This window comes from Pseudomonas sp. TTU2014-080ASC, assembly GCF_001446935.1.
In the GTDB taxonomy this organism is placed as follows: Bacteria; Pseudomonadota; Gammaproteobacteria; order Pseudomonadales; family Pseudomonadaceae; genus Aquipseudomonas.
The window spans coordinates 341,385-366,554 of sequence record NZ_LKKK01000001.1; the positions used below are offsets into that span (position 1 = coordinate 341,385).

The window sequence follows — 25,170 nt, forward strand, 5'->3', positions numbered from 1 at the left end:
AGTTTTCACCGCTTGATAAGCCGCCTAAAGAAAAGCCGCACTCCCATAACAGGTGTGCGGCTTTTCCTAGCCGAGAAACGACTGATTACGTCTTACGCGTGAGCGGTTACGTAGTCGATCGCTTCTTGAACAGTGGTGATCTTCTCAGCTTGTTCGTCCGGGATCTCGGTCTCGAATTCTTCTTCGAGAGCCATCACCAGCTCAACGGTGTCAAGAGAGTCGGCACCCAGGTCTTCGACGAAGGAAGCGCTGTTGGTTACTTCCTCTTCTTTTACGCCAAGTTGTTCAGCAACGATTTTCTTGACGCGTTCTTCGATGGTGCTCATACCTTGTTTTCACTCCTATTGGACAAATCCAGGCAGCTGTTATGCAGCCAAGTGTATAGAAAGGGTTTTTAGCATTTCAAGCTGAATGCCGGGATACCCCAAAACACTTCAACGATCTGTCTATAAACCAGTTGCACTTTTATAACGGATTTTAGACAGCATCTATGACAGTTTTCTTAAGGCATCCGTCACATTTAGCTCATATACATCCCGCCATTCACAGGGATAGTAGCCCCTGTGACGTAAGCTGCACCATCTGAAGCAAGGAAAGCGACCACTTGCGCGATCTCATTAGCTTGCCCCAGACGACCCAGCGGAATCTGTGCCTGCAGCGCTTCACGCTGCGCTTCAGGCAGTTCACGGGTCATATCTGTATCGATAAAGCCCGGAGCCACTGAGTTCACAGTGATCGAGCGCGACCCGACTTCACGCGCCAGAGCACGGCTGAAACCTTCCAGACCGGCTTTGGCTGCTGCATAGTTTACTTGGCCAGCGTTGCCCATGGCACCCACTACCGAACCAATATTGATAATCCGGCCCCAGCGCGCCTTGGTCATACCACGCAGAACACCTTTGGACAGACGGTAGAGACTGTTGAGGTTGGTGTCGATCACATCGAACCACTCGTCGTCTTTCATACGCATCATCAGGTTGTCACGGGTAATGCCGGCGTTGTTGACCAGAATAGCAGGCGCACCGAACTGCTCGGTAACAGCTGCCAGCACAGCCGCTACGGACTCGTCGCTGGTAACATTAAGTTCAAGGCCTGCGCCTTGAATGCCATTAGCCTTGAGCGTTTCTGTAATACGCTCAGCACCGGAAGCCGACGTTGCAGTACCGACCACAACTGCCCCCTGACGCCCCAACTCCAGAGCAATAGCCTGGCCAATGCCACGGCTCGCGCCCGTTACCAGGGCAACCTTACCTTGCAGGCTCATTATTCGTTCTCCTCAAATCAGTTCAGGGCGGCACCTGCGGCCGCAAATGCGTCCGGGGTATCCAGATTATGGGTATTAATGCCTTTGACGCAGCGCTTGTTCAGACCGCTCAGCACTTTGCCCGGACCGCACTCAACGAGGTCAGTCACACCGTTTTCGGACAGGCAAACAATCGATTCTACCCAGCGAACAGGGCTGTATAGCTGCGCCAGCAGGTCACGCTTGAGACCATCCAGATCAGTCACGGCCGCAGCACTGACGTTCTGCACCAGAGCAATCCCAGGAGCCTTCCAGTCAATCGCGGAAACCGCTTCAGCAAAACGCTCGGCAGCCGGACGCATTAGCTCACAGTGGGATGGCACGCTGACCGGCAGTGGCATGGCGCGCTTGGCACCACGCGCCTTACATGCCTCAATTGCGCGCTCGACCGCAGCGGTTGCACCGGCAATAACCACCTGGCCTGGCGCGTTGAAGTTCACCGCACTGACAACATCGCCCTGAGCGGCCTCAGCACAGGCGGCCAAGACATCAGCATCTTCCAGACCGAGAATAGCGGCCATAGCGCCCTGCCCGGCCGGTACGGCTTGCTGCATCAACTTGCCCCGGTGTTCTACTAGCTTCACCGCATCAGCCAATGACAGACTACCGGCAGCAACCAGAGCGGAGTACTCACCCAGACTGTGGCCAGCCACAAAGGCAGGACGAGCAGCATTCTCTGCCAGCCATACACGCCACAAGGCTACAGAAGCAGTCAGGATTGCAGGCTGAGTCTTATCAGTCTGATTAAGCTGCTCTTCTGGCCCCTGTTGAGTCAAAGCCCACAGGTCGTAACCCAGAGCCTCTGAGGCTTCTGCAAAGGTTTCAAGAATCAGCGGTCGCTGCGCACCGTGCTCTGAGAGCATACCCAGAGACTGCGAACCCTGACCTGGGAAGACGAATGCAAGAGATGCGGACATGGAAGCGTGTTCCTAATATTCGTGATCGTCAGTGATGTGCGCGGATTAACGTCGCACGCAATAAACTGTCAGTTGGATGACTGGCCATTTGATGCAGTCACATTCTAAAGCAGTTGGTCCCCCAAACGACCGTAAAGGCGCTTGGGTAAATTCTCTTCAATTTCCCGCAAAGCCCGGCGAATAGCACTTTTAAAGCCCTCTGGCCCGGCAGAACCATGGCTTTTAACCACGATGCCCTGCAACCCCAGAAAACTGGCCCCGTTATGCTCTGCCGGAGCAAGCTCAACCTGCAGACGCTTTAATAACGGCATCGCCAGCAACCCGACCACCTTCGCAGCCAGACCAGATTTAAAAACCTGCTCAACACGTTCCGAGATCATGCTGGCCAAACCTTCACTGGATTTCAGCAGGATATTACCGACAAATCCGTCGCACACCACGACATCCGCGTCCCCACGGTACAAACCATCGCCTTCTATAAAGCCGATGTAATTCAAGCCCCGGGTCTGCTGCAAAAGGCTGGCGGCCAGTTTGACCTGCTGATTGCCTTTTATATCCTCAGTCCCCACATTCAACAGCGCCACGCGCGGCTGAGGCTTACCCAGCACCTCGGCTGCCACCGCCCCCATGACCGCAAACTGCTGCAGATGCTCGGCACCACAATCCACATTTGCGCCCAGATCAAGCAAATGACAGAAACCTGAACGAGTCGGGATAGCCGCCACCATTGCAGGGCGATCAATGCCCGGCAGCGTCTTCAGCACATGCCGTGACAACGCCATCAAAGCACCTGTATTGCCTGAACTGACGCACGCCTGTACCACTCCATCGCGCAAAAGCTCTAGACCGACACGCATGGAGGAGTCCGACTTGTTACGCAATGCCTGCGCCGGGCGCTCGTCCATTGCAATCACTTCAGCAGCATGCACAACGCGCAGGCGCGAACGATCAACCTCGGGATAACCAGCGATCAGAGATTCAAGCAGGGAGGATTGGCCAACAAGGACCAGATGTAACGAGGGGTATTCGGCCAAGCAAGAAATGCAGGCCGGAACAATGCTGTGGGGACCGAAGTCCCCACCCATTGCATCAATCGCAATGATCGAGACGGACAAGGATTACTCGTCAGCGCCCTTGTCGATCACTTTGCGACCACGGTAAACACCTTCTGGCGATACGTGGTGACGCAGGTGTACTTCGCCAGTGGTTTTCTCAACCGACAGAGCATTTGCTTCGAGAGCATCGTGGGAACGACGCATATCGCGAGCGGAACGGGATTTTTTGTTCTGCTGAACAGCCATAACTAATTAACTCCTAAACGTTTGGGTCACGCTTTAACTGTGCCAATACACTGAACGGGTTGGACCGCGCTACCTCGTCCTCGCTCAACTCGGGCTCTTCTTCGAGGCCGGCTGGCTGCTGGCAATCTTTAGGGTCATGAGCCGGGACAATGGGCAAAGCAAGCAGAAGCTCATCTTCAACCAACGCCAGCAGATCCAATGGGTCTTCACCCAACTCAATCACGTCATAGCCCTTCGGCACTGACTGGGTATTAGCACCCTCCCTCACCACAGCGTAATCACACTCACTATGGATCGGCAAAGTGACCAGCTCCAGACAACGCTGGCAAACCATTTTCACTTCAACCTCAAGTTCACTGTGGAAAACCACAGCTTTGCGCTCGTCGCGCTCGAACGAGAACTTCGTACGCACCATGCCTTGGTTATCGGCAAGCGGGCTGCAAAGACGCTCTAAATCAGCCAGCGGCATCTCACCCTCAAGGGTGGTGCTGCGATCGGCTAACTTTCGCGGATCAACGTGAGGTGGAATCGGGCCATTTGACATAGGCGGCGCATTCTAGGGATGCAACCCGCCCCTGTCAAAGGAATTCAGCCTGTCCACTGACTAATGCGATAGTTAGAATCGACAAATCCCCCTCAACTGACCAAGGAACAGCACCGTGCTGCCGTTAGTATTGGGCTCAAGCTCCCCCTATCGCCGTGAACTACTGAACAAGCTGCGCTTGCCATTTACTTGGAAAGCGCCGGAAATCGACGAAACCCGCCAACCGGACGAACCCGCCGAATCACTGGTGCGCAGACTGTCACTGGAAAAAGCTCAAGCCCTCACCGGGGACTTCCCCAATCATCTGATTATCGGCTCAGACCAAGTAGCAGTACTAGACGATGAAATACTGGGCAAGCCACACACATTTGAACGTGCCAGATTGCAACTGGAAGCCGCCAGCGGCAGAAGCGTGACTTTCCTGACAGGACTGACACTCCTCAACTCCCATACCGGCGAAGCACAGACCGACTGCATTCCATTTACCGTCCATTTTCGCCAACTGAGCGACGCGCAAATCAAACGCTACCTGGAAGCAGAGCAACCCTACGACTGCGCCGGAAGCTTCAAATCCGAAGGACTGGGCATCAGCCTGTTCCGCAGCACCGAAGGCACCGACAGCAACAGCCTGATCGGCCTACCCCTGATCCGCCTTGTTGACATGCTGCTTGCAAACCAGATTCAGATTCCCTGAACAAAAAGACCCGGCATGAGCCGGGTCTCTATTCACCACTTCAACACCTAGCGCAGAGTCGGCCCCTGAAAGCCCATCCACAGTGCGATACGCTCTGCAACACTGGTACCGAGCGCTTTGGCAAAACGGTCGAAGGGCGTCTCCTGAACGGTAAAATCAACGAGATTTTTCTCGCCAATAACTTCGCGCGCCACGTAACTGGTGCTGCCAAGCCCATCAATTAGCCCCAATTCAAGCGCCTGCTCACCCGACCAGATCAAGCCGGAGAACAGCTCCGGATGCTCAGTATCCTTCAGTCGGTCACCACGCCCCTTCTTCACACTGGCAATGAACTGCTTGTGCGTAGTTTCCAGAACAGTTTTCCAGAATTTGGTTTCTTCAGGGTTCTGCGGCTGGAACGGATCAAGGAACGCCTTGTGCTCACCAGAGGTATACAAACGGCGCTCAACACCAACCTTCTGCATCGCATCCACAAAACCGAAAGAAGCCGCCGTAACACCAATCGAACCAACCAGACTGGCCTTATCCGCATAGATAGCATCAGCCGCACTGGCAATGTAATAAGCCCCTGAAGCCCCAAGATCGGAAATCACCGCATACAGCTTGATATCAGGATGCTCGCCACGCAGTCGGCGAATTTCATCGTAGACATAACCCGACTGAACCGGACTGCCGCCCGGACTATTAATGCGCAGAACGACGGCTTTAGTGCCCGCATCATCAAAAGCAGCACGCAGACTGGTGACAATATTGTCGGCACTGGCCGATTCCTTGTCTGCGATCATGCCGCGGATTTCGATAAAGGCGGTGTGACTATCCGAAGCTGCCGAGCCCTGCCCCATTTTCAGCGCAGGCGAAAAGATCGCCAAGGCTGCAAATATATAGATAAAGGTGAGGAGCTTGAAAAAGATCCCCCAACGACGCGAGCGACGCTGCTCCTGAACACTTGCCAGCAGTGTTTTCTCAAGCAGCTTCCAGCTCTTAGCCTCTTCACCCTCGACCGGTGCCTTCCATTCATCCGCCATGTACAACTTCCTCAACTGAACACTTGGAAACCCGCCCATCTAACCAGGCAGCCAACTCGGTAAAACAGTCAATCTCAAGCACAGGATTACAGGCACGCAGCATTTCAAGCGATTGCGCACCATAACTCACAGCCACAGAATCCATACCGGCACGCTGAGCCATAAGCAAATCAAACGTAGAATCCCCCACCATCAGCGCCCGATCAGCACGCACGCCGCTCTGATCAAGAATCTCATGCAACATCAACGGATCAGGTTTACTGGCCGTCTCATCCGCACAGCGACTGAAATCAAAGTAATCCTCCCAGCCTCTTCCAGCTAGCGCACGCTGCAACCCAGGCCGGGCCTTTCCAGTTGCAACTGCCAATTGGTAACCCAGCTCACGGAACGCCGCCAGCGACTCAGCCACACCCTTAAATAAAGGAGAAGGCTCAGCATCCAACTCCCGGTAGTGCATGCCGTACAGTTCCCGCAAACGCATCACATCAGCATCACTTTGCATGTGCGGATAGAGGGTACGGATTGCTTCCGGCAGAGCCAAACCAATAATCCCGCGAACCTGATCATCCGTACAACGCGGCAGCATGAAGGCATCTGTCGCACGATGCATGGATTCGACGATACGACTGATGGAGTCTGCCAGAGTGCCGTCCCAGTCAAAGATCAGCAGCTGATAATCACGCACTCAGACGCTCCAGAGTCTTTGCCCAGACCTCATCAACCGGAGCCTCAACTTTGAGCTGCGTGCCATCCGGCATCGGCACATGCAATTCATAGGCATGCAAGAACAACCGCTTTCCACCCAGTTCACGCACCTCTTTGGTGAAATCGTCATCACCGTACTTGCTGTCCCCGGCAATGCTGTGCCCGGCATATTGAGTATGAACGCGAATCTGGTGCGTCCGTCCTGTGACCGGCTTTGCCTCAATGAGCGTTGCAAACTCACCAAACCGGCGCAGCACACGGAACACCGTCAGCGCTTCCTTACCCTCAGGATTGACCTCAACCATACGCTCACCTGAACGCAGGTTGCTCTTGAGCAAAGGCGCACTGACCTGCTTCTTCGCAGTCGGCCAATGACCGCGAACCAGTGCCATATAGCGTTTATCAACACCATCACCGCGTAACGCCTCATGCAGGTGACGCAACATGCTGCGTTTTTTGGCAATCATCAGCAACCCAGAGGTGTCACGATCCAAGCGGTGGACCAACTCAAGATCTTTGGCATCAGGCCGCAACTGGCGAAATGCCTCGATAACACCGTAATTCAGGCCACTGCCTCCATGTACAGCGATACCGGCCGGCTTATTCAGCACAATCAGCGCCTTGTCTTCGTAGACAATTGCCGCCTCCAAACGCTGCAACAATCCCTGAGCAAGGGGCTCAGGCTCATCACGATCAGGCAAGCGCAACGGCGGCACACGCACAATATCCCCAGCCTGAAGCTTGTACTCCGGCTTGATGCGACCTTTATTCACCCGCACTTCGCCCTTACGCAAAATCCGGTAAACCAAAGTCTTGGGCACACCCTTGAGTTGAGTGCGAAGAAAATTATCGATTCGCTGGCCGGCATACTCCGGCGAAACCTCAAGCAACTGAACGCCAGAGGTTGGAGAGGAAGGATTTGTCATCCTCTGATCATACATTTTTTATGCAATTGAAGCACTTATTCATTGCTGCTATAGTCGGGAAGCCGCCATAAGCGGACTGGCAAAAGAGTGCTTGCAAAATTGCCACCTCTGCCAACGCAACCCATTTGGGACGCAGGCCGTCCGACGGGTTATTCAAGACGTCCTTCACGATGCTGGATAGCCCGGAAACAAAGCCTAATAAAGCCTTTATGCGCAGTTGAATCCACGGATAACTGCGAGAAAAGTAACCCGCTGCGTAAGAATGCGAGCGGCACCCGAGTTTCAGCGATACGTGTAGGGTGGAGATGCACAACTGTTGGTCTGCGTAGCAATTTGCTTTACCAAGACGCGTTACCCGTCCGCTACCAACAGCTGATTCCTCCTCCTGACTTAATGCTTACTGGAAATCACAGCAAGCAGGAGACGTCCGTCGCGGACCAGCAAAATGCTGCCGCCGCTTGACACTGGAGCGCTTTACGACCGCACCAGCGACGCCCCTGACACCGACAACTGAAGTCGTGTGTGCCGAACGCCGCTTCCGCTAGCACCGGAAATCGACGGTACTACATGAAAAGAATGCTAATTAACGCAACTCAACCCGAAGAGTTGCGTGTTGCCCTGGTAGATGGCCAAAAACTCTACGATCTGGACATCGAGTCAGGCGCTCGCGAACAGAAAAAATCTAACATCTACAAAGGCCGTATTACCCGCGTAGAGCCCAGCCTTGAAGCCGCTTTCGTTGACTTCGGTTCCGAACGTCACGGTTTCCTCCCTCTCAAAGAAATCTCCCGCGAATACTTCAGCAAAGCTCCGGAAGGACGCGTCAACATTAAAGACGTCCTGAAAGAAGGTCAGGAAGTTATCGTCCAGGTAGAGAAAGAAGAGCGCGGTAATAAAGGTGCAGCACTGACCACCTTTATCAGCCTGGCTGGCCGTTATCTGGTTCTGATGCCAAACAACCCACGCGCTGGCGGTATTTCACGCCGCATCGAAGGTGAAGAGCGCAACGAGCTGCGTGAAGCACTCAATGGCCTGACCGTTCCAAACGACATGGGCCTGATTGTGCGTACTGCCGGCCTTGGCCGCAGCAGCCAGGAAATGCAATGGGACTTGGATTACCTGCTGCAACTGTGGAGCGCCATCAAAGAAGCCTCTCAGGATCGCGCAGCCCCATTCCTGATTTATCAGGAAAGCAACGTCATCATCCGCGCAATCCGCGACTACCTGCGCCAGGACATCGGCGAAGTCCTCATCGACAGCATCGAAGCCCAGCAGGAAGCACTGAGCTTCATCAATCAGGTGATGCCGCAGTACGCCAGCAAGATCAAGCTGTACGAAGACAGCGTTCCGCTGTTCAACCGCTTCCAGATCGAGAGCCAGATCGAAACCGCCTTCCAGCGTGAAGTGAAGCTGCCTTCCGGCGGCTCCATCGTGATCGATCCGACCGAAGCTCTGGTGTCCATCGACATCAACTCGGCACGCGCCACCAAAGGCAGCGACATCGAAGAAACCGCCCTGCAGACCAACCTGGAAGCGGCTGAAGAAATCGCCCGCCAACTGCGCCTGCGTGATATCGGTGGCCTGATCGTAATCGACTTCATCGACATGACTCCGGCTAAAAACCAGCGCGCCGTTGAAGACAAAGTGCGTGAAAGCCTGGAAGCAGACCGCGCCCGCGTACAAGTCGGCCGCATCTCCCGCTTCGGCCTACTGGAAATGTCCCGTCAGCGTCTGCGCCCATCCCTCGGCGAAAGCAGCGGCATCGTCTGCCCGCGCTGTAACGGCCAGGGCATCATCCGTGACGTTGAATCGCTGTCTCTGGCGATTCTGCGCCTGATCGAAGAAGAAGCCCTGAAAGACCGCACCGCTGAAGTACGCGCTCAGGTACCAATCCCGGTTGCCGCTTTCCTGCTCAACGAAAAACGCAACTCGATCACCAAGACCGAGCTGCGCACCCGCGCACGCATCGTCATCATCCCGAACGACCACCTGGAAACTCCGCACTTCGAAGTGCAGCGTATCCGCGACGACAGCCCGGAAGCACTCTCTGGCCAATCCAGCTACGAGATGGCAGCCACCGAGGTTGAAGAAGAGAAGCAGGCTACTGCAACCCGCACCCTGGTTCGCCAGGAAGCTGCCATCAAGACTGCTCCGCAGCGCACTGCACCAGCACAAGCTGAAGCAGCCCCGGTTGCTGCTCCTGCAACTACGCCCGAACCGAGCCTTTTCAAAGGTCTGGTGAAGTCGCTGGTCAGCCTGTTTGCAGGCAAACAGGAAGAAAAACCAGCAGTTGTTGAGAAGAAAACTGAACGCCCGCAGCGCGAAGAGCGCCGCAACGGCCGCCAACAAAACCGCAACCGCGCCGGTCGTAACGGCGAAGAGCGTAAGCAGCGTGAAGAACGCGCGCCGCGCGAAGATCGTGCCGCCCGTGAAGAACGTGCACCGCGTGAAGAGCGCCAGCCGCGCACCAACCGTGAAGAGCGCAACCTGCGTGAGAACGTGGAAGTCCGCGAACCACAGGAGCAGCGCCAGTCCCGCCCACCGCGCGACCGCAAACCTCGCGAAGAACGCCAGCCTCGTGAACTGCGCGAGCCACTGGATAGCGCACTGACCGAGAACAGCGCCGAGGAAACTCGCGAGCGTCCGCAGCGTGAACCACGCCAGCCACGTCAACCACGTGAAGAGCGTCAACCACGCAACGAGCAGGCTGCAGCCGCAGCTGATGAAGAACTGCTGAACAACGAAGAGCAGCACGATGACGACCAGGACAACAGCGAAGGCGGTGATCGCCCGCGTCGCCGTTCCCGTGGTCAGCGCCGTCGCAGCAACCGTCGTGAGCGCCAGAACGATGCCAATGGCAATCCGATTGAAGCCGGTGAAGAAAACGCTTCAGGCGAGGCCACTGCTGCAGCCGTTGCCGGTACCGTTGGCGCTGCAGTCGCAGAGGTTGTAGTAGCCGAGAGCGCTGCTTCTGAACAAGCACCTGCAGAAGCTGTGCCTGCTGAAGCTGTAGAAGCGCCCCAGGCAGACGAAAACCACGCAGCCAACGAAGTAGCTACTCCGGTAGAGACGGCCCAAACCGAGGTTGCTGAAGCAGCCCCCGCTGTTGAAGTTGCTGCCGAACCAGCAGCAGAGGTTGCTCCTACTGTGATCGCTGAAGCTGAACCTGCGCTGGCAGTGAAAGAAGTTGCAACTGTGGAAGAGGTGCAGACCGCTGTCAGCGAACCTACCGAAGTTGCGGCTCTTCCAGTTCAGACTGTAGAACCAGTAGCAGCACAACCGGCAGTGACAGCACCGAGCAATGGCCGCGCGCCTAACGACCCGCGCGAAGTACGCCGCCGCAAACGTGAAGCTGAGGCAGCCGCCAAAGCAGCTGCAGAAGCCCAAGCCCTCGCAGCCGCACAACCTGCCGCTGTAGTTGAAGCAGAGCCTACCGCTGAGACAGCCCCGGCCACTGAAGCGGAAGCAACTGTTGCAGCAGCTCCGGCTGTTGAGGCCGAGCCTGCTGCTAACGTGACACCCGCAGTTGAATCTGAACCAGTGGCTGAAACAACATCCGTTGCAGACACCACTGAAGCAGAAACTGTTGCCACTGAGGCTGAGCCTCAGGCAGAGCAGGCTCAACACGAGCCCAAGCCTCTGAGCTAATCGTAAGCTGCCGTAAAAAAGCCCCGCTTGGTCAACCAAGCGGGGCTTTTTATTACGTACGTTTTAGCTGTTACTCAGGCGCATAACCCAGAGTGTGCGGCTCATCTATATCCCAGAAAATACCAGGGTCATTAACACTGACGACTTGCACATCTGCCCCAAGCAGTAACGCGCGTGCACCACGGTCTCCACTTAGGCCAATCAGAGCCTGGGTGTGCACTGAGCCAAAGCCCACAGGATGTCCCATACGCCCATGCATCTGCGCCACAGCGGCCGATGCTGTCGACAGTGCAGCAGCAACCTGCTCAATGGTCTGAGTCTGAATAAACGGCATGTCGCCCAGCATAATCAGCCAACCCGAAGCATCAGCCGTGGCCCTGACGGCAGTCGCAATGCTCTGCCCCATCCCGGCCGAGACTAATGGCAACACCTGACAGCCATACCGCTCTACCAACGCCATGACTTCAACATATTCAGGCAGAGTAACCACCACCCGACGCGGCAGGCAGGCTGGCAAGTTAATCAGTACTTGTTCCAGCACCGGACGTACAACGCCATCCAGCCCATGACAGTCTGCCAGTAACTTATTCTGCCCCTCCCCGGCTACTTGGCGATAACGACTACCTTGCCCGGCGGCCAAGATCACGACACAAGGCGGCTGAATCATTCGCTGATCTGTTCAAGCGCTCGCTGCGTGTTCTTGTGCAGCAGCTGTACCTGATTTTTGATGGCGACAATTTCCGCCATCACCGACAACGCGATTTCTGCTGGCGTGTGACTGCCGATATACAACCCAATCGGCCCATGCAAACGGGCAATGGCTTCATCACTCACCCCCAGCAGCGCAAGGTTTTCACGGCGTTTCTGACTATTTTTACGAGATCCCAACGCCCCGATATAGAAGGCCCTGGACTCAAGCGCTGTCAGCAACGCCATATCATCCAAACGCGGATCATGGGTCAGCGCAAGAATAGCGGTGCGCTCGTCAGGCTGAATGCTCAGTACGGCATCATCCGGCATACCGGGCACAAAGCGGCCATGCTGCTCATCCCAGCCATAGATGAACTCTTGGCGTGGATCGCAAACCAGTATTTCAAAGTCGAGCATGCGGGCCATCTCTGCCACGTAGCGGGAGAGTTGCCCGGCACCGATCAGCAGCAGGCGCCAGCGCGGACCATAGACCGCACGTAGGCGCTGCTCATCAAACGCCAGCGAGTCGGTTTTGTCCGCCGACGTCAAGGTGACCTGCCCACTCTCCAAATCCAGCTCACGGGCCACTATCTCGTGAGCGTCACAACGGGCCAACAACTCTTCTACCCAGCCTACATCATGGATTTGCTCTTCAATAAGGCGCAACGTACCGCCGCAGGGCAAACCAAAACGAGCGGCTTCCTCTTTAGTCACGCCATAGGTAACCCATTGCACGGGCGGAGCATTTTCCGGCAGCCGCCCGTCATGCAACCGAGCGATGAGGTCATCTTCAATACAACCACCGGATACCGAGCCAATGACCACACCATCCCCGCGCAGCGCCAGCATGGCGCCGGGCTGTCTGGGAGCACTCCCCCACGTTTGTACAACGCTATAGAGCACAACGCGCTGGCCTGCGCGACGCCACTCCAGCACGCTGCGCAGGACATTCAGATCAACGCTGTCCATCAACTTTTAGCCTGACGCCAACCTTGCAGCTGTATACCAACCGGCAAGCTGCGGATGCGCTGGCCTGTAGCAGCAAAGATAGCGTTGCACAGCGCCGGAGCGATCGGCGGCACACCTGGCTCACCAACACCGCCCAAAGGCACCTCTTCAGCAGGCGTAACAAAGTGCACAGCCACTTGCTTAGGCGCCAACCCTATACGGGCGATCTCGTACATATGGAAGTTGTCCTGCTGGACCTTGCCGTCCTTAAAGGTAATCTGGCTAACCGCCGCATTACCCAAGCCCATTACGCAGGCCCCCTCCATTTGTGAGCGCACTCGGTCCGGGTTGATCTGTCGGCCACAGTCCACTGCAATGTCGGCTTTATGGACAATCAGGTTACCGCTGTCCTCAACCTCGACCTCCAGTACCACTGCCACATAGCTGACAAAGCTATAGTGCAGCGCCAGCCCCAAGCCCCGGCCTGCAGGCAATGTGCGCCCCCAACCAGCTGCTTTAGCCGCTTTTTCCAGTACTGCCCGCATACGCCCGGTATCAATGGGGTACAAAATTGGCGACTCACCATAGTTCCACCCTGCTCCGTCCAGGCTTGCCGGATCAATCTTACGATCTGGCCCCAACAGTTTGAGGTGATAAGCCAGTGGGTCTTGCCCTGCCTTATGCGCCAACTCATCGATAAAGCTCTGAATAGCAAAGGCATGGGGAATGTTCAGCACCGATCGATACCAACCCACACGGGTATGAGCTTCTGCTTCGGGGTTTTCCATACGCAAATTGGGGATGGCATAAGCCATATTGGTAATGCCCATACCCAGCTCAAACGGCGCGGTGTGCTTCGCGCCTGGCGCAAACAACGCGGCAATGGTCGGCGAGGCCACTCGTTGTAGCCACGCGGTCGGGCGACCGTCTTGATCAAGCCCTGCCTTAATGTACTCTGCAGCCACGGTATGGAAGTAGGAATGCTGAAGGTCATCCTCACGTGTCCATTGAACCCGTACCGGGGTTCCTTCAACAGCCTTGGCCAAAATGGCGGCCTCAACAATGTAGTCAGGTTTGGACTTGCGCCCGAAACCGCCCCCCAGCAGGGTGACATTTATCTTCACTTTATCCAGAGGGATTCCCAACCGCTCTGCGACACGTTCACGGGTGACCTGCGGAGCCTGAACCGGCGCCCAGACCTCGCACGCGCCAGCTTTGTACACAGCCAGAGCCACCATTGGTTCCATCGGTGCCTGCGTCAGGTGCGGCAGGTAGTAGGTCGCCTCATGGGTGCTGGCAGCTTTACTGAGTGCTTTGTCAACATCGCCGTTGTTACGCACAACTTTGCCAGCCTTTTGCACGACAGCCTCAAGCTGCTGACGGTATTCAGGCGAGTTGTAACTTGCATTGGGGCCGTTATCCCATTGCAACTTCAGGGCTTCACGTCCTTTGATCGCGCCCCAGGTATGTTTGGCCAGAACAGCAACGCCGCCCAGTGGTTGAAACTCGGATGGCAGCGGTGCTCCATCGATCTTGATGACCTTCACCACTCCCGGCACTTTATGCGCCGCACTGTCATCCACCGACACCAGTTTGCCCCCATAAACAGCGGGACGCGCGATAGTGGCATAGAGCATTCCATCAAGGCGGACGTCTGCACCATAAACGGCCTTGCCCGTGACGATATCTTCACCGTCAATGGAGCGCGTAGAGTCTTTACCGATGTAGCGAAACTCGCTGGCCGGTTTCAAGCGCAAGCGATCCCGTGGCGGCACGGGCAAATCAGCGGCCGCCTCTGCCAACTCGCCATACCCTAAGGTACGCCCGGAAGGCTGATGCAACACTTGATGCAACTGCGCTCGGCACTCAGAAACCGGGACCTGCCAGTGCTTGGCGGCAGCCTCCTCCAGCATGGTGCGAGCTGCAGCCCCGCAACGGCGCATCGGCTCATACCAATGACGCATGCTTCGCGAGCCGTCCGTATTCTGGTTACCAAAACGCACCTCGTCACCGTAGGCCTGCTGTACTTTGATCTGTTCCCAGTCAGCCTCCAGCTCATCAGCCACGACCATCGCCAGGCTGGTACGAATACCCTGCCCCATTTCTGAGCGGTTACAGATAACCGTCACACTGCCGTCTGTGGCGATGCTGATATAGACCTTAGGGTCATCTACCACACCATTCGGCATGCCATCACCGCCGTACTTTTGCTCTTCGGCGGCCAGTGCTGACGGCCAATTCCAACTTGCCATCAGCACTAAAGCGCCAGTGGCGCCCAGACCTTTGAGAAAGCTACGGCGGCTGAGGTTATTGAGGGTATAGGCGATCGGTGAGTGATTCATTATTGCGCCTCCTTCAGCTGAGTGGCTGCCTGACGGATGGCGGTTTTAATACGGTTGTACGTACCACAGCGGCAGATGTTGCCGATCATGGCCTCTTCAATCTGCTGATCTGTTGGGTTCGGGTTGCTCTTAAGCAAAGCAGTTGCAGACATGACCTGACCGCCTTGGCAGTAACCACATTGGGCAACACCGGTGTCCAGCCAAGCTGCTTGCACCAACTTACCAACCGGATCCTGATCCAGCTTATCGATTGTGCTGACGTCCTTACCAGCCACGGTGCCGATAGGTGTCACGCAACTGCGAATGGCTACACCATCAAGGTGTACAGTGCAGGCACCACACAAGCCCATACCGCATCCAAACTTGGTTCCTGTATAGCCCGCAACATCACGGATAGCCCACAACAAAGGCATGTCCTCTGTCACGTCCAGTTGTTGTTCTTGACCATTTAGTTTCAGGGTAATCATGTGCTCGCTCGCCATCATCAGGTTATGGGTTCAAACCGACTGGGTTCCAAACACCAAAGGAAAATAAGTCGGCTGAGGCAATCGGCTCTTGTATTTATCGGCCATTTGTAAGGTCTGTGGTGCAATAAAAAACAGACAGGTCTGCAGTACGCCACACACAGCGCAACTTGGCCAGCCTAAGCCAGACAAATAGCGCGGTCTGCTGCGCACGCTGATCGAGTTAAGACTCAGTACAGATTAGGCTCTATTTCCAGCTGAACGCGGAAATGTTTGGCGATATCGGCCTGGATACGCTGCGCCAATGCCAGCAACTGGGCACCGGAAGCGCTGCCATAGTTGACCAATACCAGCGCCTGTAACTTATGAACACCGGCATCGCCATCTCTGAAACCTTTCCAGCCAGCCTGCTCAATCAACCAGCCGGCGGCCAGCTTGACCTGCCCATCAGCCTGCGGATAGGCAACCAGTCCCGGATACGCCTGTTTGAGCTCAGCAGCTAACTCAGCGCTGACCAAAGGATTTTTGAAGAAACTACCGGCATTACCCAATACCGCCGGGTCTGGCAGTTTCTCACTGCGAATACTGCATACGGCGCGACTGACATCCAGTGCGGTTGGCTCACTCACGCCCTGCTCCTGCAAACGCTGCTGCAAGGGGCCATAGTGCAAAGCCAGAGATACCGAGCGATGCAGCTTGAAACGCACTCGTAATATCACCCAACGCCCGGCCTGCTGTTTAAACAGACTATCGCGGTAGGCAAACGCGCATTCATCCAGAGAGAAGTCTTTCAGTTCACCGCTTTCGCGGTTCAGCGCCGTTAAGCCAGCAAATACATCTTTAATCTCAACACCATAAGCACCGATATTCTGCATTGGCGCTGCACCAACGGTGCCCGGAATCAAACTGAGGTTCTCGAGACCAGACAAACCTTGCTCAAGCGTCCACAAGACAAAAGGATGCCAAACCTCACCTGCCTCAGCCTCTACGACAACGCTCTCACCATCATCGCTCAGCACTCGCAGGCCACGGCTGCTCATGCGCACGACCAACGCATCAACATCACGGGTCAGCAACAAGTTACTGCCGCCGCCAATCACCCACAGGGGAACTTGTTCGACAGCTGCATAGGCAAGCGCTTCACGCACATCTGATTCATTGTGGGCATCGGCAAAAAAACGCGCCCGCACATCTACACCAAAGCTGTTATAGGGCCTAAGCGAAATCTGTGACTGCACCTGCAGTGTCATAAACGTCCCTTTATTTCAGCCAACAGCGCATCACAGGCCTGCTCAATCAGGTCCAGCACCTGCTCGAAGCCATCTTCACCGCCGTAATACGGGTCAGGCACCTCACTGAGGGACAACTGATAACGACGCAGAAACAAATCAAGCTCAGCCTTGGCCGAGGCTGGTTGAATCTGTTGCAGATTAGCCAGGTTGCTTTTGTCCATCGCCAGAATCAGATCAAAGCGCTGAAAGTCTTCCGGCACCGCCTGGCGCCCGCGTAATGCCGACATGTCATAGCCGCGACGCTGGGCGGCCCGACGCGTACGGCTATCCGCCTGCTTACCGACATGCCAGTCACTGGTACCGGCCGAATCCACCTCAACGCGATCGGCCAAACCCGCTTCGTTCAGCTTATGGCGCAACACCGCCTCAGCCGTAGGTGAGCGGCAGATATTGCCCAAACATACAAACAGAACGCGCATCACGCCCCCAACAACTGGCGGACCCGCGCCAAGTCCTCAGGCGTATCAACCCCTGCCGGAGGCGCTTCAAGTGCGTCAGCCACATGAATACGCACGCCATGCCACAACGCACGGAGCTGTTCCAGGCATTCGGCGTTTTCCAGCCAGCACGGGCCCCAGCTGACGAAATCATGCAGAAATTGCGCACGGTAGGAATAAATACCGATGTGGCGGCGATACGGCACATCAGCCGGTAGCTGCTCTTTATCGCTGGCAAAGGCATCCCGCGCCCACGGCAATGGTGCACGACTGAAAGTCAGCGCCAGGCCAGTTTTATCCGACACCACCTTGACCACATTGGGGTTGAACAAGGCCTGAACTTCTTCGATTGGCTCCGCTAACGTGGCGATGGCGGCCTGAGGGTTATTCGCCAGATTGGCCGCAACCTGATCGATGATCGACGGTGGAATCAGCGGCTCGTCGCCCTGCACATTGACCACTATCGCATCAGGAGCCAACCCCAAAACCGTGGCCACTTCGGCCAGACGATCAGTGCCAGAGTTGTGATCAGCACGAGTCATCACGACTTGCGCACCAAAGGCCTGGCAGGCTTCAACAATGCGCTGATCGTCGGTGGCAACCACCACTTGTTGCGCGGCACTACGGCTGGCCTGCTCCCAGACGTGCTGGATCATCGGCTTACCGGCAATATCCTGCAGGGGTTTGCCCGGCAATCGGCTGGAAGCATAACGGGCCGGAATAACAACAGTAAAAGCAGTGCTCATTTACTTATCCAGACGCTCATCAACAGTGAGAGTGCGAGCTTCGCCTTCCAGCATGACAGGGATGCCATCACGCACGGGATAGGCCAACGCGTCGGCCTTGCAGATCAGCTCGCTCTTGTCAGCCGACAGATGCAGGGGACCTTTGCAGATCGGGCAAGCGAGGATATCGAGAAGTTTCGGGTCCATTGCATTTCCTTGTTTAACGCAGCTGGCGCAGGTCAGGGTTATCAGATCATCCAGTGTCAGCTTGATGACACCAGGCGTTGTACGTGCTGGTCAAACCAGTTGGCAAACTCCGGCGATGGCTGGGCATCTACTGCCAAGTACCACCAGTCATCCTGGGCAAAGCCACGGCATTTGACGGCATCTTTTTCAGTCATCAACACCGGCAGTTGCGGAGTGAAATTCAATACTTCAGGGCTGTAGGGCGCATGGTCGGCAAATGCATGGGTGACCGGCGTCCAGTGTAGTCCCTCAATAGTGTTGAAGAAACGCTGTGGATTGCCAATACCCGCCACCGCATGCACCGCCTGCCCCGGCGGAAAATGGCTAAGCGGATAGCGCTGCGAGCTTTTCAGATTGATTAACGCCTGAGGCTGTAAAACAAAACCATAGCCATCAGCAGGCGCATCGTAAGTACCGTTGTAAAGCAAAGCATCCACACGCTGCAGGCGCTCGGCAGGCTCCCGCAGCGGCCCTGCGGGCAGACAGCGGCGATTACCAAGACCGCGCGCGGCATCAATCAACACCAGCTCCAGATCACGGGCCAGACGGTAATGCTGCAAGCCGTCATCACTGAGGATCAGATCCAACGGCTGCTGAGCCAATAAGGCCTGCACTGCCCTGCTCCGATTGGGATCAATCATCAACGGCACGCCGCAGCGCTGCACAATCAGCAGCGGCTCATCGCCAGCCACACTGGCCGGCTGATCGGCTTCAACTCGCCAGGGAAACTGTGGAGGTTTGGCACCGTACCCCCGACTGACAACACCCACGCGCAGCCCCAACTGGCGGCAGCGCTCGACCAGCCAGAGAATCATCGGGGTTTTACCCGTGCCTCCCACCGTGATATTACCGACAACGATGACCGGCACAGGCGCACGATAGCTTTCACTCTGCCCATTCAGGAAACGCTCACGTTTGCGCCGCACCACAGTGCGATAGAGCCATTCCAGTGGGCGCAATAACATCAGGGCAGGATGACCGCCATACCAGGCCCTGTTCAGGCGATCAGCGAGACTCATTGGCAATCAGCTTCAAGGTTTAGCCTGCGCCTCGACCGTAGTCAGTCGCAGATGGGAGAAACCCAGCTTACCGGCCGCATCCATAGCGGTTACGACAGCCTGATGATGGGTCTGCGCATCCGCACTGATAATCAGTGGCAAGCTGTTATCACCGCTGGATTCTTTCTGCAGCGCGGCCATCAGGTTATCCAGATTGCTTTCCATCAATTGCTGCCCGTTCACCGAAAAGCTGCCATCAGCCGCAATCAGGATCTCCACCTGCTTCAGTTCAGTCTGCTCAGGCGGAGTCCCACTTGCCGCCTCAGGCAAGTCAACCTTCAACTGGGTTTCACGGGTAAACGTAGTGGTGACGACAAAAAACAACAGCAGGATGAACACCACATCGATCAACGATGCCAGGTTGATCTCAACATTTTCCCGGGGTTTGCGCCGGAATTTCACGCTTTATCCTCACCGAGGTCCACGTCACGATCGCCTTGGACTACTTCAACCAGGCGAATGGCTTCCTGCTCCATGCCGACCACCAGCTCATCGACACGGCGCTGCAGATAACGGTGGAAGAACAAGGCGGGAATAGCCACCATCAGACCGGCTGCCGTAGTAATCAGTGCCTTGGCAATGCCGCCAGCCAGCGAGGCTGCATTGGTCATGCCTGAGCCCATAAAAGAACTAAAAATGTCGATCATGCCCAGGACCGTACCCAAAAGGCCCAGCAGCGGCGCGATACCAGCGATCGTGCCCAGCGCATTTAGATAGCGTTCAAGCTCGTGAATAACACGGGCTGCCGCCTCCTCGATGCACTCCTTCATGATCTCGCGACCATGTTTGGAATTGGCCAGACCTGCGGCCAGAATCTGCCCAAGCGGGGAATCTGCACGTAACTCTTTGAGCTTCTGGTTGTTCAGCTTCTTTTCCTTGATCCACTTCCAGACCTGACCTAACAGGTGTGGTGGTGAAATGCGGCTGGGCCGCAGTGTCCAGAGTCGTTCAGCGATAATGCCTGCAGCAGCGATAGAACACAGAATGATCGGCAGCATAATCCAGCCGCCAGCTTTGACCAGTTCCCACACGGTGGCAGATCCCCTTCACAAAATTCTCGCAACTCTAGCATAGGCCCGCCGTCACGCGGACCGGCTCTTTGCTCATTTTTCACGCCAAAAACGCAACTCATCTCTGGCACCTGTCGCCGGACGGTATCGGCCCAGCTCAATTCTGAGAGTTCCCGACTCAGCCGTGTCATAGAGATCAGCCCCCACAGCCGAATAACGCTGCACAACTGATGCATGCGGATGACCAAACGCATTGAATGCGCCCCGTGAAATCAACGCGGAGTCAGGCCTAAGGCGGCTCAGCAACGTTAACGATGAAGAACTTTGGCTGCCATGATGCGGCGCAAGCAACCAGTGCACTTTTTCCGCCCAATCTTCAGCAGCTAATGCCTGCTCGGCGACGTGATCGATGTCGCCAGTCAGCCACAGGCGCTCGCCGTTAGCCTCAATTACCAGCACACAGGAGGCCTGATTTCCCGTGCGCGCAGCATGCCAGCGCCACAGCCGGAAACTCACACCATCCCAATCCCACTGTTCACCGGAGGCGCAGGCATCAACGGGTATAGCAATGGTCAGTTTCTCCGGTTCACCACTCACAGCACGCCTGACATAAAGACTGCGCACAACAGCTGACGCCCCGCCACTGTGGTCTGAGTCAGCATGGCTGATGAGCATCAGATCCAGTTTGCGCACATCCAGCGCCCGCAACGAGGGCACAACGATTCGTTCACCAGTATCGAAGTCCCCAAATCTCGGCCCCGCGTCATAAAGCAGATCATGGTTCTGGGTTCTAACCAGTACCGCAAGCCCTTGCCCAACATCCAGCAGCGCCACATCTGCCAGACCATGCGCCGGGCGCTCCGGCGCACAAAAATACAGCGGCAGAAGCAGGATCAACCCCAGCGCGCGAAGTGGCAGCGCTGCGGGCAACAGCAGCACCAGCGTTCCCAGGCCGACACAGCACCACGTCCATAGAGGCAACACAGGCGCTTGCCAGGCAGGCATCCACTGTGCGATCTGAGCCAGCACGAGAAACAGCAGGCTGAGAACATTGCCAGCTAGCCACAGAACAGCCTCTCCTACCCCTGCCAAAGGCAGTAAGAACAGCCCGATCAAACCCAAAGGTACCACCACAAAACCGACCACCGGACCGGCGATCAGATTGGCCAGCGGGCTACTAAGGCTGACCGGCAAGCCTAAAGCCACCAGCATCGGCAACAGACCCAGCGCCATGGTCCACTGCACGCGCCACAAACTCACCCACCAGCGCCAGGCCCCCAAGCGTCCGGAGAACAGCAGCATCAATAGCAGCACGGCTCCAAATGACAACCAAAAGCCAGGCTGCAAGCACACCAACGGCTCCCACAGCAGAACTGCCAGCAGACTGAAGCCAAATGGCCTGATAACGCCAAGATGCCGATAGCGCCAACGCCATAGCAGCACCAGCGCCACACCGACACAGGCACGCTGTACCGGCACTTCAAAACCCGCCAGCAAGCCATAGCCCAACGCCCCGAAAGCACTTACCAGACACGCCACAGGCAACCACGGCCAGCGCTGCGGCCACCCCCCCAGCCTCGCCAACCCTGCAATCAGGCCGTAGAGCAACGCCGCCATCAGACCAACGTGCTGACCTGAGATCACCATTAAATGCACGGTGCCAGTTTGCTGAAACATCGACCAGTCAGCACTGCTCAGCCCTGAGCCGTCACCCAGCACCAGCGCACTGAGCGCTCCGGCCTGCCCTGCTGCACCAGACGCCAACAACTGTTGACGCAATCCTTCGCGAACGGCTCCGGGCCCTGCTCCTTGGGTAATCAGCTGTCCGCTCTTCACGCTGCCTGTCGCGCCGATGCGCTGGCTAAGTAGCCAGGCTTCGTAATCAAACGATTGCGGATTAACTAGGCCTCGTGGCCGCTTCAGATGGACCGCCAGCCGCCAGACATCGCCGCCGCGCACCTGCGGCCCACCGTACCAGGACAGACGCATCTTGCCCGGCAGCCGGGTGCGGCGTGAGGTTGCATCTTCCAGTTCGAAGCGCACAACCTGCTGACTGTTATCCGGCAGGCCCACAACCGTACCTTGCAGCCATAAAGTGCGGCCATTCAGTTCAGACGGCAGACGATCATCCAGCGCCAGCTGAGCACTCCAGCAGGCCCAGCTCAACCCCAGCAAGAACAATCCCAGCGGATAACCTCGAAAAGGCAGCAGGACAATGCCCGCGACAAGCATCAGACCAACACAACCTGATGATGGCAGTGCTGGCAACCAGCGCAGTAGCAATAGACCTGCGAGCAGAGCGAACATCCCTATCCGCATGACCCACTCCCTGAGTCCCTGATGAAGCCCATGCAACAGCACAGGCTGTCACTTCATCCGCCGAAACATACATCGACTCACCCGGTTCGGCTGCCCGAGCATTCTCAAAGACGAATCAACAGCGTGCGTATATGGATCGGAGCACCTACTTCTGCGTCAGCGCCGCAACAGCCTCACGCAACCACTGCACGCACTCCGGCGTCATCCAGGTGCCTTTCGACAAGTGCGGTTCATCCACCATTGCCTGACGAAACTTCTGATGTGTCTCCGGATTGGTTCCTGCATAGGAATGGAACAGTGCCAACCACTCCCCGGCCAACTCAGAAGCCTCTCCCGAAAAGGTATCAAGCCTGGCAGCTACGGCCTGATGCAGGCGCTGAACATCGGCCAGGTTGTACAGCCGGTAACCTGCCGCGCTTCTGGCAGAGGGGAGCAGAAGCCCTGTTTCCTTCTAATGGTGCAGGGTACGAACCGATATACCGGCCCGCTTGGCCAGCTCACCCACCTGAATCAACATTCCGACTCCCTATGTTCTGCCAGTGAACGAACTCTGAGGCCTCACGCGACGTGAGGGTCAAGATCATAAATGCAAAAAAAAACGACTCACAAAGGAGTCGTTCTTTCGCTGCGTCATCTGCCACTACCTATTCGTAGCGCAGCGCCTCTGCAGGCTGAATGCGTGATGCACGCCAAGATGGATAGATAGTCGCCAGAAAGCTCAGGCTAAATGCTGCCGTGCAGATCAGCACCACATCAAACACCTGCAAATCCGAAGGCAGATTGCTGACGAAATAGACATCCGAGCTCATCACATGCTGCCCCGTCACGCGCTCAATCCAGCCTACCAACTGACTGACATTCAGCGCAGCCAGCACACCCAGCACCGCACCAATCAGTGTACCGATCAGGCCAATCACCGTGCCCTGCACCATAAAGATGCCCATAATCTGCTGCGGCGTAGCACCCAGCGTCCGCAGGATTGCGATATCCGCGCCCTTATCCGACACCACCATGATCAGAGTGGCAATGATGTTAAATGCCGCCACTGCCACGATCAGCAGAAGAAGCAGGCCGATCATGGTTTTTTCCATCTTCATCGCGCTGAACAGACTGCCCTGAGTTTGTGTCCAGTCACTTGGCTTGTAACCCTGCCCCAAGCTCGCAGAGATACTCGCGGCCACTTGTGGTGCCTGATACAAATCAACCAGCTTGAGACGAACGCTCTGCACTTGGCCGGGTTCAAAACGCTGAATCTGCGCGGCATCAGCCACATTAATCAGTGCCAGAGAGCTGTCCAGTTCAGCCCCAACCTTGAAAATGCCCACCACGTTCAGGCGCTGCATGCGAGGGCTGATGCCGCCGGGCACACTACTCAGTTCCGGTACGATGAGCGCCAGTTTGTCACCAATGCGCAACTGGAAGCGGCGCGCTGTAATTTCACCGATCACCACCCCGAACTCACCTTCACGCAGGTCCTCAAGGCGGCCCTGAATCATGTGCTGGCCAATGATTGACACCTGCGGCTCAAGCAATGGATCAACACCGTGCAATTGTACCGGCTGCATCATGCCCCGGTAAGAGAGCAAGCCTTCAAGCTCGGCAAACGGGACCGCACCCAACACCTGCGGATTTTTCCGAGCTTCTGCCGCCACACTCTGCCAGTCATTCAACGGCTTTTCCGCTGAAATACTGGCGTGCGGCACCATGCCGAGAATCCGGGTGCTCATTTCCTTCTGGAAGCCGTTCATCACCGACAACACCACAATCATCGCCAGCACACCCAGTGCCAGACCGATCATTGATGTCATCGAAATGAAAGAAATGTAGTGGTTACGCCGCTTGGCACCGGTGTATCGAATACCGATAAAGAGACTCAGCGGGCGAAACATTAGGCTACCACCAACTTGCCGCCTTCCAGACGCAGCACGCGGTCCATCTGCTGCGCCAGAGACATATCATGAGTCACCACCAGAAAGGCCGTCTGAGAAGAACTGCTGAGCTCCTTCATCAGCTCCTGAATCCCCTGAGCGGTGTGCTGATCCAGGTTGCCGGTCGGCTCATCCAGCAGCACCAATCCCGGACGGTTAACCAGTGCGCGTGCAATCGCAACACGCTGCCGCTCACCACCTGACAGTTCAGCCGGTTTGTGCGCCAAACGATGCCCCAGCCCGACGCGCTCCAGCAAAGCTGTTGCCCGCTCACGCGCCTCGTTAATCGGCGTGCTACCTATCAGCAACGGCATGCACACGTTCTCCAGCGCAGTGAACTCAGGCAGCAGGTGGTGGAACTGGTAAACAAAGCCCAAGGCCCGGTTACGCAGCAGCCCGCGCTGTTTTTCATTCAGCGCAGACAACTCCTCACCTGCCAGCCAGACACTACCGGTACTTGGTGTATCCAACCCGCCCAGCATGTTGAGCAGTGTACTTTTGCCCGAGCCGGAACTCCCTACGATGGCTACACGCTCGCCTGGATGCAACTCCAACTGTAAGTCCTGCAGGACCACAACCGACTGCGGACCTTCGTCATAACTCTTGCCGAGATTGCGGCAACTCAACACTGCTCGATCTTGCATAACC

Annotated in this window: 25 protein-coding genes; 2 read left to right on the top strand and 23 right to left on the bottom strand. The window is 56.3% G+C overall.

The window, feature by feature from the left end; translation table 11 throughout:
- Positions 1-92 precede the first annotated feature (92 nt).
- The 6 genes from acpP to AO726_RS01595 all read right to left on the bottom strand — a co-directional run bounded on the left by acpP (position 93) and on the right by AO726_RS01595 (position 4,065).
- Entirely contained in the window at positions 93-326 is a 234-nt protein-coding gene (acpP, locus tag AO726_RS01570; RefSeq protein ID WP_058066290.1) for an acyl carrier protein, read from the bottom strand.
- 194 nt (positions 327-520) lie between these two features.
- A complete protein-coding gene (fabG, locus tag AO726_RS01575; RefSeq protein ID WP_058066291.1) occupies positions 521-1,264 on the bottom strand; it encodes a 3-oxoacyl-ACP reductase FabG in 744 nt (247 codons plus the stop codon).
- Between the two features lie 17 nt (positions 1,265-1,281).
- The gene (gene fabD, locus AO726_RS01580; RefSeq protein WP_058066292.1) at positions 1,282-2,220 is read right to left on the bottom strand and encodes an ACP S-malonyltransferase; all 939 of its coding nucleotides are present in this window, start codon (positions 2,218-2,220) and stop codon (positions 1,282-1,284) included.
- A gap of 104 nt (positions 2,221-2,324) precedes the next feature.
- Positions 2,325-3,335: a phosphate acyltransferase PlsX gene (gene plsX / locus AO726_RS01585; RefSeq protein WP_082629025.1), complete on the bottom strand. Its 1,011-nt coding sequence runs from the start codon at positions 3,333-3,335 to the stop codon at positions 2,325-2,327.
- 3 nt (positions 3,336-3,338) lie between these two features.
- Positions 3,339-3,521 carry a 50S ribosomal protein L32 gene (rpmF, locus tag AO726_RS01590; RefSeq protein WP_009406838.1) on the bottom strand — a complete coding sequence of 61 codons (183 nt, stop codon included), beginning with the start codon at positions 3,519-3,521 and terminating at the stop codon, positions 3,339-3,341.
- Between the two features lie 13 nt (positions 3,522-3,534).
- Positions 3,535-4,065 (bottom strand): YceD family protein, encoded by a 531-nt coding sequence (locus tag AO726_RS01595; RefSeq protein ID WP_058066294.1) that lies wholly within the window; start codon positions 4,063-4,065, stop codon positions 3,535-3,537.
- Between the two features lie 115 nt (positions 4,066-4,180).
- On the opposite strand from AO726_RS01595, the gene AO726_RS01600 reads away from it, so the two are divergent.
- A complete protein-coding gene (locus tag AO726_RS01600) occupies positions 4,181-4,759 on the top strand; it encodes a Maf family protein (protein ID WP_446737403.1) in 579 nt (192 codons plus the stop codon).
- A gap of 47 nt (positions 4,760-4,806) precedes the next feature.
- On the opposite strand, the gene AO726_RS01605 is transcribed toward AO726_RS01600, so the two are convergent.
- From AO726_RS01605 to rluC, 3 genes are read right to left on the bottom strand one after another with little or no spacing between them, the layout of a single operon-like run.
- Positions 4,807-5,784 carry a S49 family peptidase gene (locus tag AO726_RS01605; RefSeq protein ID WP_058066295.1) on the bottom strand — a complete coding sequence of 326 codons (978 nt, stop codon included), beginning with the start codon at positions 5,782-5,784 and terminating at the stop codon, positions 4,807-4,809.
- Positions 5,774-6,469, bottom strand: coding sequence for an HAD-IA family hydrolase (locus AO726_RS01610; protein WP_058066296.1), 696 nt, complete (start codon positions 6,467-6,469; stop codon positions 5,774-5,776). Before AO726_RS01610 ends, AO726_RS01605 begins: the two co-directional genes overlap by 11 nt.
- The gene (gene rluC / locus AO726_RS01615) at positions 6,462-7,415 is read right to left on the bottom strand and encodes a 23S rRNA pseudouridine(955/2504/2580) synthase RluC (protein WP_058066297.1); all 954 of its coding nucleotides are present in this window, start codon (positions 7,413-7,415) and stop codon (positions 6,462-6,464) included. The genes AO726_RS01610 and rluC overlap by 8 nt, the downstream gene beginning before the upstream one ends.
- Before the next feature lie 567 nt (positions 7,416-7,982).
- On the opposite strand from rluC, the gene rne reads away from it, so the two are divergent.
- Positions 7,983-11,063, top strand: coding sequence for a ribonuclease E (gene rne / locus AO726_RS01620; protein WP_058066298.1), 3,081 nt, complete (start codon positions 7,983-7,985; stop codon positions 11,061-11,063).
- Between the two features lie 70 nt (positions 11,064-11,133).
- Here the strand turns inward: rne and AO726_RS01625 are convergent, their stop codons facing one another.
- From AO726_RS01625 to lolD, 14 genes are all read right to left on the bottom strand, one after another.
- Entirely contained in the window at positions 11,134-11,730 is a 597-nt protein-coding gene (locus AO726_RS01625) for a nucleotidyltransferase family protein (RefSeq protein WP_058066299.1), read from the bottom strand.
- On the bottom strand, positions 11,727-12,722 hold the full coding sequence (locus AO726_RS01630) for an XdhC family protein (RefSeq protein WP_058066300.1): 996 nt from the start codon (positions 12,720-12,722) through the stop codon (positions 11,727-11,729). Before AO726_RS01630 ends, AO726_RS01625 begins: the two co-directional genes overlap by 4 nt.
- Positions 12,722-15,043: a xanthine dehydrogenase family protein molybdopterin-binding subunit gene (locus tag AO726_RS01635; protein ID WP_058066301.1), complete on the bottom strand. Its 2,322-nt coding sequence runs from the start codon at positions 15,041-15,043 to the stop codon at positions 12,722-12,724. Before AO726_RS01635 ends, AO726_RS01630 begins: the two co-directional genes overlap by 1 nt.
- Positions 15,043-15,510, bottom strand: coding sequence for a (2Fe-2S)-binding protein (locus AO726_RS01640; protein ID WP_058067066.1), 468 nt, complete (start codon positions 15,508-15,510; stop codon positions 15,043-15,045). Before AO726_RS01640 ends, AO726_RS01635 begins: the two co-directional genes overlap by 1 nt.
- A 227-nt stretch (positions 15,511-15,737) precedes the next feature.
- Entirely contained in the window at positions 15,738-16,757 is a 1,020-nt protein-coding gene (gene murB / locus AO726_RS01645) for a UDP-N-acetylmuramate dehydrogenase (RefSeq protein WP_058066302.1), read from the bottom strand.
- Complete coding sequence (locus AO726_RS01650; RefSeq protein WP_058066303.1) at positions 16,754-17,218, bottom strand: low molecular weight protein-tyrosine-phosphatase; 465 nt, start codon at positions 17,216-17,218, stop codon at positions 16,754-16,756. Before AO726_RS01650 ends, murB begins: the two co-directional genes overlap by 4 nt.
- Entirely contained in the window at positions 17,218-17,982 is a 765-nt protein-coding gene (gene kdsB, locus AO726_RS01655; protein WP_058066304.1) for a 3-deoxy-manno-octulosonate cytidylyltransferase, read from the bottom strand. The genes AO726_RS01650 and kdsB overlap by 1 nt, the downstream gene beginning before the upstream one ends.
- Entirely contained in the window at positions 17,983-18,168 is a 186-nt protein-coding gene (locus AO726_RS01660) for a Trm112 family protein (RefSeq protein ID WP_058066305.1), read from the bottom strand.
- A 56-nt stretch (positions 18,169-18,224) separates the two neighbouring features.
- Positions 18,225-19,226: a tetraacyldisaccharide 4'-kinase gene (gene lpxK / locus AO726_RS01665; protein WP_058066306.1), complete on the bottom strand. Its 1,002-nt coding sequence runs from the start codon at positions 19,224-19,226 to the stop codon at positions 18,225-18,227.
- Between the two features lie 12 nt (positions 19,227-19,238).
- The gene (locus tag AO726_RS01670; RefSeq protein ID WP_058066307.1) at positions 19,239-19,667 is read right to left on the bottom strand and encodes an ExbD/TolR family protein; all 429 of its coding nucleotides are present in this window, start codon (positions 19,665-19,667) and stop codon (positions 19,239-19,241) included.
- Positions 19,664-20,296: a MotA/TolQ/ExbB proton channel family protein gene (locus AO726_RS01675; protein ID WP_058066308.1), complete on the bottom strand. Its 633-nt coding sequence runs from the start codon at positions 20,294-20,296 to the stop codon at positions 19,664-19,666. Before AO726_RS01675 ends, AO726_RS01670 begins: the two co-directional genes overlap by 4 nt.
- A 72-nt stretch (positions 20,297-20,368) precedes the next feature.
- Positions 20,369-22,594, bottom strand: coding sequence for a DNA internalization-related competence protein ComEC/Rec2 (locus AO726_RS01680; RefSeq protein WP_082629026.1), 2,226 nt, complete (start codon positions 22,592-22,594; stop codon positions 20,369-20,371).
- 644 nt (positions 22,595-23,238) lie between these two features.
- A complete protein-coding gene (locus AO726_RS01685) occupies positions 23,239-24,483 on the bottom strand; it encodes a lipoprotein-releasing ABC transporter permease subunit (protein WP_058066310.1) in 1,245 nt (414 codons plus the stop codon).
- Positions 24,483-25,166, bottom strand: coding sequence for a lipoprotein-releasing ABC transporter ATP-binding protein LolD (lolD, locus tag AO726_RS01690; protein WP_162491571.1), 684 nt, complete (start codon positions 25,164-25,166; stop codon positions 24,483-24,485). Before lolD ends, AO726_RS01685 begins: the two co-directional genes overlap by 1 nt.
- Positions 25,167-25,170 lie beyond the last annotated feature (4 nt).

Bases quoted from the DNA above. Each gene is read 5' to 3' on its own strand.
- acpP (WP_058066290.1), bottom strand. From the start codon at position 326: ATGAGCACCATCGAAGAACGCGTCAAGAAAATCGTTGCTGAACAACTT.
- fabG (WP_058066291.1), bottom strand. From the start codon at position 1,264: ATGAGCCTGCAAGGTAAGGTTGCCCTGGTAACGGGCGCGAGCCGTGGC.
- fabD (WP_058066292.1), bottom strand. From the start codon at position 2,220: ATGTCCGCATCTCTTGCATTCGTCTTCCCAGGTCAGGGTTCGCAGTCT.
- rpmF (WP_009406838.1), bottom strand. From the start codon at position 3,521: ATGGCTGTTCAGCAGAACAAAAAATCCCGTTCCGCTCGCGATATGCGT.
- AO726_RS01595 (WP_058066294.1), bottom strand. From the start codon at position 4,065: ATGTCAAATGGCCCGATTCCACCTCACGTTGATCCGCGAAAGTTAGCC.
- AO726_RS01605 (WP_058066295.1), bottom strand. From the start codon at position 5,784: ATGGCGGATGAATGGAAGGCACCGGTCGAGGGTGAAGAGGCTAAGAGC.
- rluC (WP_058066297.1), bottom strand. From the start codon at position 7,415: ATGACAAATCCTTCCTCTCCAACCTCTGGCGTTCAGTTGCTTGAGGTT.
- rne (WP_058066298.1), top strand. From the start codon at position 7,983: ATGAAAAGAATGCTAATTAACGCAACTCAACCCGAAGAGTTGCGTGTT.
- AO726_RS01625 (WP_058066299.1), bottom strand. From the start codon at position 11,730: ATGATTCAGCCGCCTTGTGTCGTGATCTTGGCCGCCGGGCAAGGTAGT.
- AO726_RS01630 (WP_058066300.1), bottom strand. From the start codon at position 12,722: ATGGACAGCGTTGATCTGAATGTCCTGCGCAGCGTGCTGGAGTGGCGT.
- AO726_RS01635 (WP_058066301.1), bottom strand. From the start codon at position 15,043: ATGAATCACTCACCGATCGCCTATACCCTCAATAACCTCAGCCGCCGT.
- AO726_RS01640 (WP_058067066.1), bottom strand. From the start codon at position 15,510: ATGATTACCCTGAAACTAAATGGTCAAGAACAACAACTGGACGTGACA.
- murB (WP_058066302.1), bottom strand. From the start codon at position 16,757: ATGACACTGCAGGTGCAGTCACAGATTTCGCTTAGGCCCTATAACAGC.
- AO726_RS01650 (WP_058066303.1), bottom strand. From the start codon at position 17,218: ATGCGCGTTCTGTTTGTATGTTTGGGCAATATCTGCCGCTCACCTACG.
- kdsB (WP_058066304.1), bottom strand. From the start codon at position 17,982: ATGAGCACTGCTTTTACTGTTGTTATTCCGGCCCGTTATGCTTCCAGC.
- AO726_RS01660 (WP_058066305.1), bottom strand. From the start codon at position 18,168: ATGGACCCGAAACTTCTCGATATCCTCGCTTGCCCGATCTGCAAAGGT.
- lpxK (WP_058066306.1), bottom strand. From the start codon at position 19,226: ATGAGTCTCGCTGATCGCCTGAACAGGGCCTGGTATGGCGGTCATCCT.
- AO726_RS01680 (WP_082629026.1), bottom strand. From the start codon at position 22,594: ATGCGGATAGGGATGTTCGCTCTGCTCGCAGGTCTATTGCTACTGCGC.
- AO726_RS01685 (WP_058066310.1), bottom strand. From the start codon at position 24,483: ATGTTTCGCCCGCTGAGTCTCTTTATCGGTATTCGATACACCGGTGCC.
- lolD (WP_162491571.1), bottom strand. From the start codon at position 25,166: ATGCAAGATCGAGCAGTGTTGAGTTGCCGCAATCTCGGCAAGAGTTAT.